This is a genomic window from Priestia sp. YIM B13489, from assembly GCF_042787645.1.
Lineage (GTDB): Bacteria > Bacillota > Bacilli > Bacillales > Bacillaceae_H > Priestia > Priestia megaterium.
Window position 1 is genome coordinate 18300 of record NZ_JBHZOQ010000019.1, and the last position, 10956, is coordinate 29255.

Sequence of the window (10956 nt, forward strand, 5' to 3'; positions counted from 1 at the left end):
GAATTATGTAGACTCATTATGGAACAATGTGATAACTTGCAATCATTTTCAATTCGAGGTGACAAAATGACTTTGACCTTTTCTAATCATTCACATAACAATTTAGATCTTAATTTATACACATGCGGCAGGGAAGCTTGTATCAGTAAGCATTCATATGGTCCAGCAATACGAAATGGATACATATTTCACTATATTTTAAAAGGAAAGGGTACTTTTAAAGTACACGATAAAACCTATCATCTAGGAAAAAATGAAGGATTTTTAATTGAACCAAACACTTTGATTTATTATGAAGCAGATGTGGAGGACCCTTGGGAATATACATGGATTGGTTTCAATGGGGTAAAAGCAAAAGAATATTTGAACAGATCAAATTTATGTATGGAATATCCCGTTCTTACGTTCACTCAAGACCATAAACTAATCAACTGTATGGAGAGTATCATAACGGCCTCAAGGTTAATGTCTAATAAAGATTTGCTATTAACATCAAAGCTGTATGAATTTCTATATATATTAAGTGAGCTTTATCCAAATCGTGAAATGGCCATGGAAGTAAAACAGCAAAAGTATATTGAAGATGCGTTACTCTTCATTGAACAGAATTACACGCATTATATTACTGTCAACGATATTGCTAAATATATTTCCATTGACCGTTCATATCTTTATCGATTATTTAAGCAATATCTTAATAAGTCGCCGCAAGAGTTTTTATTAAATTTAAGAATAGAAAAAGCATGTTTTCTCCTAATAAATTCTGAGCTTAAAATTGGGGATATTGCTCGATCAGTAGGTTATAATGATGTACTGCTATTTTCAAAGACATTTAAAAAAATGAAAAAGCTCACTCCTTCGGACTATAGAAAGAACCAATGATAATCGGATATAAAGTAGTACTACTACTCTATACCTTTACAAGTAGATAGTTTTTAATTATTAAATTTATCTTTATCCATCTGAATACCAACGATATGTAAAAACCAGATAAGGCTGTCGGAAAGAATTCGATAGCCTTATCTGGTTTCTATTATGCGTAATAGATTTTCTTAATTGATAATGACATGATAATTATCCAACATTTTTTTGTCTTTTCTAAAGCTATCTGCAGACATACCAATCATCTTTTTAAATACTTTGCTAAAGTAATTTGCATTGTCATATCCTGTTTCTATCGCAATTTCATGGAGTGTTTTATTTGTTTTTAGCAAGAGCTCCATTGCTTTTTCCATACGTATAGTTGTTAGAAATTGAATTGGTGTTGTGTTTGTATACTTTTGAAACTTGTTTGTAAAATAGTATTTTGACAGACCTGTATGTTCTGCAATCTCCTCTAGTGAAAGAGGTTCATGATAATGCTCCGTCATAAAGTGGATTGCGGTGCGAATGTCGTTTGGAATCTCAGGTTTAACTTGATCAAGCCCTTTCGTAAAACGGTAAAGACTCATTATAAACTCATATGCTTTGGCTGATGAAATAAAAGAGTCTCCAATGCCCTCTTTAACAGCAAATTGATAAATTTCTTTTAGTGAAAAAATTAACGGTGAAGTATCGTCTAATGTTAGATGTATTCCGAGTTGATCAATTACATAATCCCAGCATTCCTCAGCTTTTGGCCCTTCTAATGTAAGAAAGAGAAATTCCCATTCTGGACTTTTTTCTGGTAGATAATAGCAATGATCGCTTGGTATTTTTACAATAAACGCTTGGCCCGGACCAATAGTTAACGTTTGTTCACCTACTCGTATTTCACCATACCCACTCAAAGTATATTGAAAGATATAATGGTTAAGGTTGTTTTTACGCATTCGTCCATCCCAATAATAATCAGTTGATACACGCTTTTCAAACCCTATGGAAGAGATACGAGCATCTTTGGTTAATGGTTCTTTTGAATGACGATAAAGAAAACTTTGATGTTTATCATGAACTAAAGACAACAATATATTACCCTCTTTTCTATATTTTATTTACCATTGCCTGAAAATTAAAGTCTCCGTATTATAAATTATAAGAAATACATTAATAAAAATTTACCCAAAATACAACACTAACTTTCAATGGAGGATGGGATATGAAAAGAATTACGTTCAGCAGTGCAGGAAGCATCACTTCCACAAAAAACATTTTGAATTTTAATTTTATTTCCTGAATTTATTTTCGTGGATAAAACATTGTTAAATTTTACATTTTTTGTTGTACCTGTAATATAGATTCTTTTTAGTTTATTTTTAGAGGGAAATGAAAGCGTTACAAAAATAAGGGATGTTTGATGGAGAGTGAGATGTTTTTTGAAGAATCCTTATAAAATGACATATCATATAGAGCCTGATAGAGGCTTGATAAATGACCCAAATGGTTTAATTTGGTTCAAAGATAGATATTATTTTTTCCATCAATGGAATCGTTTTGATACCAATCATCAATACAAAGAGTGGGGGTTGTTTACTTCAACTAATATGATTGATTGGACTAATCAAGGTTCTGCAATTCTTCCAGATAGAGGTTTTGATCGAAATGGTGTTTATTCAGGTAGCAGTATAGAACATAAAGAAGAAATATATTTATTCTATACTGGAAACGTAAAAATTGACGGAGAGAGGAAGAGTTACCAGTGCATTAGTACCTCTAAAGATGGTCGGACTTTTATAAAAAAAGAAAATGTAATTGAAACACCAGCAGAGTTTACAGAACACTATCGAGATCCAAAAGTTTGGCGAGGAAAAAAGAACTGGTGGATGGTTGTAGGTGCTCAAACAAATGAACGAAAAGGTGCGGTTGCACTCTACTCTTCTTTTAACATGTTGGATTGGAAATATGAAAATATTTTATACGACCAACAGTTAGAAAACATGTGTGAGTGCCCAGATTTGTTTTCTATAAATGATGAAACAGATATATTGGTTTGTTGTCCTCAAGTAAGACTGGAAGAAGGTGATAACGTAATAGGTGTTTCCAGTTATGCAGCGTTTATATCTGGAAAATTTGACGAAAAAATAAAGAAATTTCTACCAAAAGGTTCTTTAGAATTACTTGACCATGGATTTGATTTCTATGCACCTCAATCTTTTGCCGATCATAAAGGAAGACGAATTATGGTGGGATGGATGTCACGAATGAACGAGGAAGAGGAGCATTTATGCCCTACTAAGCAATATGGTTATTTGCATTGTTTGACGTTGCCACGCGTTATAACATGGGAGGATGGGGAAATTAAACAAAAACCTATTGAAGAAGTGAAGCAGCTTAGGAGATGTAGACAAAGTTTTACATCCTCACAAGGTTGTTTTGAATTAGAAAGTGGACGGTTTGAACTAGAATTGACTCGAGATAATTGCACTAGTGACTTTCACTTGTTTTTGAGAAATGAAGCAGTAGAGGTTCATTATTGTGGTAAGAAAAACGTATTGTCTGTTACGCGTGAGAATTGGGCGACCAATAAAAAGGAGACGAAATCTAAGAAGGTTCAAGGTATATCACAAATGAGTATTTTTAGTGATAACTCCTCCATAGAGATATTTGTGAATGATGGGGAATGCGTTTTTTCATTAAGATACTTTACTGAGGAAGAAAATTTGAGTGTGAAATATGATGGGTTACACCCAAAAGGTGAATTACTTTATTTTTCATTATAAGGGGAGAATAGTATGAAAGATCAAGAGGTGGCCAAAAAGATTATAGAATTAGTTGGTGGAAGTGAAAATATCCATTCTGTTACACATTGTGCTACAAGACTGCGAATTATTACTGTTGATAAAGACAAATTAAATGTTAAAGAAATTGAAAACTTAGACAAAGTAAAGGGAAGTTTCTTTAATTCTGGGCAGTATCAGATTATTTTAGGAACAGGGTTAGTTAATAAGATCTATACAGAAATTATGAAGTTATTGGATGGAAATGTTCAAAATCAGCCTTCTGTTAAGAAAGAAGGTAATCGCTTTCAACGCGGTGTTCGGGTTTTCGGAGACATCTTTGTTCCTATTATACCTGTCTTAGTAGCGACTGGTTTATTTATGGGATTTAGAAGTTTAATAACCCAGGAAGCTGTCCTAGAATTAGTAGGCTTAACAACCAAAAGCGTTCCGAAGGAATTGTTGCTATTTACACAAGTTTTAACAGATACAGCTTTCGCCTTTTTACCTGCTCTAATTTGTTGGTCAACGTTTAAAGTTTTTGGTGGTAACCCTGTATTAGGAATTGTCCTAGGATTAATGCTTGTTAATCCAGCATTACCAAATGCATACGCAGTAGGACAGAAATTAGAAGATCCATTAGTGTTTTTCGGCTTTATTAAAGTTGTAGGATATCAAGGTTCTGTACTGCCTGCGTTTATTACAGGAATTGTCGCATCTAAACTCGAACAGTTTTTACGAACAAAAATACCGAATTCACTTGATCTTATACTCACACCATTTTTAACACTACTTTCTGGTATTACATTAGCACTTTTTATTATTGGTCCTATCTTCCACGGAGTAGAATTACTTGTTTTGCATGGGGTTGAATTTTTACTTGAGTTACCATATGGAATTGGAGGTTTAATTTATGGAAGCTTTAGTCAGTTACTTGGTATTTTTGGAATTCACCACATTATAAGTTTTTTAGAGATCAATATGCTTACACAGACTGGTTGGAACAAGTTAAATGCAATTGCACCTGGAAATGTCGCTCAAGCTGGTGCAGTGTTGGCAGTGGCACTTAAAACCCTTTCGCCAAAAACAAAACAAATTGCCTATCCATCTAGCTTGTCTGCAGCTTTAGGTATAACCGAACCAGCAGTTTTTGGTGTAACACTTCCTTTAGTGAAACCTTTTATTATGTCAATGATAGGTGGAGGAGTTGGAGGGTTCCTAGCCTCTATCTTGCATTTAAAAGCCACAGGAATGGCGCTAACAGGTATTCCTGGAATGTTACTATATTTAAATAATCAATTGCCCCTTTATATACTTGTAAACGTTGTTGCTTTCTCTGTGTCATTTGTTTTGACCTATACAATAGGTTACCAACACTCAATGGAGAAGAAAACAAAGTAAAATGGCTATCTGTCAAATGTTCATCTACTAACTAAGATGAAGATAGTGAATATAACTATAGTATGGAAAACATAAAAACAACCTTATCGGACGTAAGATGGTATGACCAAACAATTTAAAAGGTCTGTATCGATAAATATATGGAGACAAGAATATTATATTTATCCGATATGTGGACCATCCAATGATCCTAATGTTTTAAGGGAGGAATATAATCATGTTAAAAGGGCTTTTCAAAAAGAAAAATATTACTCAAATAGAGGAAATATTTGCACCACTATATGGAGATATCATCCCTTTATCAAAAGTTCCTGATCCTGTATTTTCAAAAAAGATGATGGGAGACGGAATTGCTATTATTCCAAAGAGTGGGAAAGTTGTGTCGCCGGTTAACGGTCAAGTTATCCAAGTATTCCCTACAAAACATGCTATTGGAATTCGCTCTGAAAAAGGGCTTGAATTACTTATCCATATCGGCTTAGAAACTGTCGAATTAAATGGAGAAGGCTTCGAAGTACTTGTGAATACCGATGAACCTATTAAGGCAGGGGACCCTTTAGTAAAAGTAAATTTAGAATATTTAAAAAGTAAAAAGAAGGATATTGTTACTCCTATTATTATTACAAATATGGAGAAGGTTTTGGAAATTGAAGCAAGTCAAGAGAGAGTAACTAACTTTGGGGATGTAATATTTAATTGCAGTATGAAATAATACTTTAAAAACGGAGAAGAGAACATAGAAGTAACTCTAATGTTTTCTTTTCTATTTTTTAGTTTAGCTAAATACGATTGTTGCTAGCGTCTTATTCTTATAAGAATCCTTTCAACTCTATCACTTAATTGGTAGAGATATAGTTATCATTGGCGTGGTTAGGACAAATTTTGTTGGTGCAAAGAGTAAAAAAAGATAAAACTTATATTTATAAAAAGTAAGTTTTATCTTTTACATTTAGTGGCGAAAAATAGGTTATTTTTGATCTTAAACTTAAAGGAGAAAACACACGAATGAGTTCTGTGCTGTTAGGAAAATAATGGTCTTCAACTTTTGGTTAAAAATTCTTTACTGAACGTTCTTAAATTGATATACTCAAAACAAGTTAGATCTAACAGTTTTTTTACCCAATTAAGAATGATCATTCTCAAAATACCTAAAGAATTTATTGAGAGAGAATGAATAGTATAAAATTGTTGCACTCTAAGTGCGTCAAATAGTTCTAAATATTTTCTCAGAAATACGAGATAATACTTTCTAAGGTGGGAGTACATGGCTAGAAATAAAGAATTTGATGAAAAAGAAGCATTAAGGAGAGCAATGGAGCTTTTCTGGCAACAGGGGTATGAAAAAACATCCATGCAAGATTTAGTGAACTATATGGGCATTCACCGTAGAAGTATCTATGATACATTCGGGGATAAACATACTTTATTTATTCGAGCCCTAAGTCATTATGTAGAAGTAATGGATGAAAGAATTAAAAATAACATAAAACCAGAATTAACGGTTAAGCAGGCTATACGAAAATTATTTAAAATGGTTATTTATCCAAATGATAAACAGCCAAAAGGGTGTTTAACAGTAAACACAGCAGTTGAATTATCGTTACTCGATCAAGAAGTATCTGAAAAAGTTACAGAGACTTTTATAAAGACCGAAACCTTATTATTTGATCTACTGAAACATGGTCAAGAACAAGGAGAAATCCCTGAACACTATGATATCAAAGGGCTTTCTAAATTTATTCATAATTCCCTTGTAGGAATACGAGTATTAGCAAAAACAACAGATAATAAGAAAGAATTAGAAACCATTATTGATTTGACTTTATCAATACTGGACTAAGATATATCTTGTTATTTAAATAAACTAATTAACACCAATCTGAATATATTTTTAAGGAGAGAATGAATATGAAGTACACAGTTATTACAGGAGCAAGCTCAGGTATAGGATATGAAACTGTCCTAGAATTTGCTGCTCGCGGCAAAAACTTAATTATTGTAGCTAGAAGATTAGATAAATTAGAAGGTCTTAAATCAGCCATTCAGAATATAAATCCTGATTTAGATGTTATTATTCGTACAAGTGATCTATCTGTCACAGATCAGGTATATACACTGTACAACAGTTTAAAGGAGTATCAAATTGAGACTTGGATTAATAATGCTGGAATTGGTGAATCCTCTTCTGTAACAGATCAGAATTTAGATAAGGTAGAAAACATGTTACGTCTTAATATAGAGTCATTGACAATCCTTTCTACACTATTTGCGCGAGACTATTCTCATGTAGAGGGAACTCAATTAATTAACGTATCTTCAGCACTCGGATATGCAATTTATGTTGGTAGTATTACTTACTCTGCATCTAAATATTTTGTTAGTGCATTCACAGAAGGGCTTGCAAAAGAACTCGAACAGAAAGGTGCGAAAATGAAGGTGAAGATTTTAGCACCAGCAATGACGGAAACAGAATTCGCGAAATCTGCAAGTGATATGAAAGAATTTGATTATAAAGCAAATGTCCCTATGTATCACACAGCTAAGCAAATGGCTGGTTTTATGATGGAACTTTATGACAGAGATAAAGTGGTAGGGATTGTAGATGTAAACTATGAATTCAAATTAAGAGATCAAATTTATCCAATACTAGGCGCATAATTTGTCACCAAAAGTTTTAAACTAAAGAAACGGAAATAATCTGTGAGGATGAGAAATATAAATTTCTTTACAGTATCGTTTCAAAAAAATTTAATCAATTGAGAATGAACGTTCTAAAAAATAACAGTACCAAATGGATCATAAAGATGCTGTTGTAAGTATTTAAGTTTTTGGTGGTGGGTTGATCCTAAAATAGGGAGGCAGACATCTCCTAAAATAAGATTCCCTCCACCTAAATGATTGGAATAACATAAGATCTTATAAAAAGAATTATATTGAGGATAGAAAAATGAAGCAGACAGCAAAAATAATAAAAATAAGGTAAAGAAACTTAATAAATGCAACTCAACGGAAGGGTGCTGATAAAAAAATGAAAACACTCATGAAAGCAGCTCAGATCACCAAGTACTCAAAAAATATCCATGCCCAAGTAAATGACATTCCAATCCCAGAAATCGATGACAACGAAGTCTTGGTAAAAGTCAAAGCTGCGGCGGTCAACCCACTTGAAATATTAAATATTACAGGAAGCGTAAAACTAATTCAAGATTATGAAATGCCTCTTACATTAGGAAATGAACTAACTGGAATAGTTGAAAAAGTTGGTGAAAATGCACATGAATTTAAGGTAGGAGATTCTATTTATACGAGACTCCCTATTGAGAAGATTGGAGCATTTGCAGAGTATGTTGCAGTTGATGCAGCAGCCATCCGGCATTTGCCGAAAAATTTAGATTATGTCACTGGAGCTGCTGCACCTCTAACTGGTTTGACGGCATTTCAAGGGTTAACAGAAGAGTTAGAAGCGAAAAAAGAGCAAACAGTGTTCATTCCAGGAGGATCCGGAAGCTTTGGCCAAATGGCTGTTCCAATTGCTAAAGAAATGGGATTGAAGGTCATTGTTTCTGGGAGTCCTTCTGCTAAAGAAAGGACGTTGAATGCTGGTGCGGATCAATATATAGATTACACGAAGGAAAATTATTGGGAAATATTAGACAAAGTTGATTATGTTATTGATACACTCGGTGCAGATGAATTTGACAGAGAGTTGTCCATTATCAAATCAGGTGGTCGCTTACTAAGTCTTCGTACAGGACCAAATAAGCAGTTTGCAATAGATGGAGGTTTTCCCAAATGGAAACAAATCCTTTTTGGACTAGTTGGTGCTAAATTTGATAGGAAAGCAAAAAAACAGGCTGTTCAATATCGCTTTCTTTTCGTAAGAGCTGATGGAAAGCAGTTAGAAAAAATTACGAACATTATTGAAGAAAACAATATTGTTCCAGCTATCGATCCTACTAATTTTACAATTGATAACATTAACGAAGCACTAAACTTAGTTGCAAATGGTCATCCAAAAGGAAAAGTGGTTATTAAATTTTGAAGGTAAGTAGGAGGAGGAGCAATGTCGATTTATTATTCTTATATTGACGCACCTAACTTATTCATTCAGCAACAGAATGGTAAAAGGTATGCGTATAGAGAATTAGGAGAAAAAAAAGGAACCCCTATTATGTTATTGACACATCTATCAGCTAATCTTGATAATTGGGATTCAAGGGTTATCGATGGTCTTGCTAAAAGTCATTGGGTCATCGCATTTGATAACACAGGGGTCGGACTATCCAATGGTGAAGTACCAAACAACATCCCTCAAATGGCAGATGATGCTATCACATTTATAAAACTATTAGGATTTTTAAAGGTTGATTTGATTGCTTTGTCTATGGGCGGAATGATTGCGCAAGAATTAATTTCAAAAGAACCAAACTTGGTAAGAAAGGTGGTATTAGTTGGTACGGGACCTCGAGGAGGAAAAGGGATTTCTAATGTCAGCCGTATTACTAATCTTGATCTTGTCCGTGCTGCCTTGACTTTTAAAGACGTCAAGACCTATCTGTTTTTTCCAACCACAGATAATGGTAAGAAAAAGGCTAAGGAATTTCTAACTCAAATAAAAAAAAGGAAAAAACATCGAGATAAAACAATTAGTTTAAAAGCTTATAGAAAACAATTAGATGCAATCACTAAATGGGGTAAAGAGAAGCCTGCAGATCTATCCAAAATTGTTCAGCCAACATTAATAATAAACGGAGATAATGATCGCATGGTTCCAACAGAAAATTCATATGACTTATCAAATAGAATTCCTAATAGTAAGATAATAATATTTAATCATGCAGGACATGGTTCTTTATTTCAATATCCAAAAGAGTTTGTCGAAATTGTACTAACATTTTTAAGCTAATGAACATTAAAATACAGACTATCCTTTTGAAAATATGAATATTAGTCTTCGTTTATCAATTATAATCAAAAGTGAAGGATGAGCATCCATCTCCATAATTAAAACAACGATCCTGGCAAAAAATATTGAATTATTTTAGCAAATATACATTCATATTTTTTGCTAAAATTTTTTTGGAAAGAAAGGAATCAAAATATTACCATGGATACCTTGTGCTGTTGCCCAACGATAGTTATATAAACCCCAAATTTCTTCATGGTCAGCAACTTTTTAATAAAATATTCATATCTTATATTGGGGAGTTGTTTAATGGCCAATTCAAATTCTTCTTTATTCATTATATTTTCCTCCACAACAACTCAAAGAGCTGATAATACGTGAATCTTATCGATTAACGAATAGTTTAGAGTGTTTGTTAGAATCATTATTTGAAGAAAAAGATCATTTATTACATTCTAAATTTAGTGCTGATACTGCTACGGCAGCCTATCTCACCATTCTAGATGGATTATTTGTAGAGATGTTGTATGGGGGAAGATTAGAGCGTTTAGAGAAAAGAATCTCTTCAACTTGGGATGTCTTTTGTCAAGGAATTAAGCGTAGTAAACGAGCATATGTATAAAAGGTGCACTTCTTATACATTAGTTTCTCAACCACCTACTGAAAAAACGTTGATAAATGAACAGTGTATAAAAAGATGCATACTCCGGAAAAAGAATCCTTGGTGAAATCTTACTGCCCCAAGGGTTCTTTTGCTTGCTTGGTTCCGGAAAGAGACATTATGTTAACTAACGTTGTATACCCTATACAGCGTAAAAACAGAAAAATCCACTGGACCTAATCAGTGGATTTTTCTATCCTCGTAAGGAATGGAGAGCTATTTTATGATACCTCACGGCGTCTTGGGTAGTTTGCTCGAATAATAATAACTTATTCATTTTTAAGAACTTTTGTTAGAAGTACTATCTGATTATGCAACTCGTTCTTAGTAGGTAAATGTCTACAGTTATCATA

At 33.3% G+C, this 10956-nt stretch carries 9 protein-coding genes and 1 pseudogene; 8 read left to right on the forward strand and 2 right to left on the reverse strand.

The window, feature by feature from the left end; all coding sequences use genetic code 11:
• The first annotated feature begins 66 nt into the window (after positions 1-66).
• Positions 67-882 (forward strand): AraC family transcriptional regulator, encoded by an 816-nt coding sequence (locus ACFX4W_RS01310; RefSeq protein WP_377559127.1) that lies wholly within the window; start codon positions 67-69, stop codon positions 880-882.
• Between the two features lie 170 nt (positions 883-1052).
• Here ACFX4W_RS01310 and ACFX4W_RS01315 read toward each other — a convergent pair whose 3' ends face one another.
• Positions 1053-1946, reverse strand: coding sequence for an AraC family transcriptional regulator (locus tag ACFX4W_RS01315; RefSeq protein ID WP_377559129.1), 894 nt, complete (start codon positions 1944-1946; stop codon positions 1053-1055).
• Between the two features lie 348 nt (positions 1947-2294).
• Here ACFX4W_RS01315 and ACFX4W_RS01320 point away from each other — a divergent pair, with 348 nt between their 5' ends.
• The 7 genes and pseudogenes from ACFX4W_RS01320 (at position 2295) to ACFX4W_RS01350 (ending at position 9942) form a co-directional block, all read left to right on the forward strand.
• Positions 2295-3638, forward strand: a complete 1344-nt coding sequence (locus tag ACFX4W_RS01320; RefSeq protein ID WP_377559131.1) for a glycoside hydrolase family 32 protein — start codon at positions 2295-2297, stop codon at positions 3636-3638.
• Between the two features lie 12 nt (positions 3639-3650).
• On the forward strand, positions 3651-5036 hold the full coding sequence (locus ACFX4W_RS01325) for a PTS transporter subunit EIIC (RefSeq protein WP_377256974.1): 1386 nt from the start codon (positions 3651-3653) through the stop codon (positions 5034-5036).
• Positions 5037-5298: 262 nt separating this feature from the next.
• Positions 5299-5748 (forward strand): annotated as a pseudogene (locus ACFX4W_RS01330) (PTS sugar transporter subunit IIA); the annotation flags it as partial.
• A gap of 552 nt (positions 5749-6300) precedes the next feature.
• Positions 6301-6876, forward strand: coding sequence for a TetR/AcrR family transcriptional regulator (locus tag ACFX4W_RS01335; protein ID WP_377256971.1), 576 nt, complete (start codon positions 6301-6303; stop codon positions 6874-6876).
• A 68-nt stretch (positions 6877-6944) separates the two neighbouring features.
• Complete coding sequence (locus ACFX4W_RS01340) at positions 6945-7694, forward strand: SDR family NAD(P)-dependent oxidoreductase (protein WP_377256968.1); 750 nt, start codon at positions 6945-6947, stop codon at positions 7692-7694.
• A gap of 370 nt (positions 7695-8064) precedes the next feature.
• Complete coding sequence (locus ACFX4W_RS01345; protein ID WP_377559134.1) at positions 8065-9078, forward strand: NADP-dependent oxidoreductase; 1014 nt, start codon at positions 8065-8067, stop codon at positions 9076-9078.
• Between the two features lie 21 nt (positions 9079-9099).
• Positions 9100-9942: an alpha/beta fold hydrolase gene (locus ACFX4W_RS01350; RefSeq protein WP_377559136.1), complete on the forward strand. Its 843-nt coding sequence runs from the start codon at positions 9100-9102 to the stop codon at positions 9940-9942.
• A gap of 188 nt (positions 9943-10130) precedes the next feature.
• Here the strand turns inward: ACFX4W_RS01350 and ACFX4W_RS01355 are convergent, their stop codons facing one another.
• Entirely contained in the window at positions 10131-10280 is a 150-nt protein-coding gene (locus ACFX4W_RS01355; RefSeq protein WP_377256959.1) for a hypothetical protein, read from the reverse strand.
• Positions 10281-10956: the final 676 nt, after the last annotated feature.

Excerpts from the sequence above, each read along its gene's own strand:
- ACFX4W_RS01310 (WP_377559127.1), top strand. The coding sequence starts at position 67 with ATGACTTTGACCTTTTCTAATCATTCACATAACAATTTAGATCTTAAT.
- ACFX4W_RS01335 (WP_377256971.1), top strand. The coding sequence starts at position 6,301 with ATGGCTAGAAATAAAGAATTTGATGAAAAAGAAGCATTAAGGAGAGCA.
- ACFX4W_RS01355 (WP_377256959.1), bottom strand. The coding sequence starts at position 10,280 with ATGAATAAAGAAGAATTTGAATTGGCCATTAAACAACTCCCCAATATA.
- ACFX4W_RS01350 (WP_377559136.1), top strand. The coding sequence starts at position 9,100 with ATGTCGATTTATTATTCTTATATTGACGCACCTAACTTATTCATTCAG.
- ACFX4W_RS01340 (WP_377256968.1), top strand. The coding sequence starts at position 6,945 with ATGAAGTACACAGTTATTACAGGAGCAAGCTCAGGTATAGGATATGAA.
- ACFX4W_RS01345 (WP_377559134.1), top strand. The coding sequence starts at position 8,065 with ATGAAAACACTCATGAAAGCAGCTCAGATCACCAAGTACTCAAAAAAT.
- ACFX4W_RS01325 (WP_377256974.1), top strand. The coding sequence starts at position 3,651 with ATGAAAGATCAAGAGGTGGCCAAAAAGATTATAGAATTAGTTGGTGGA.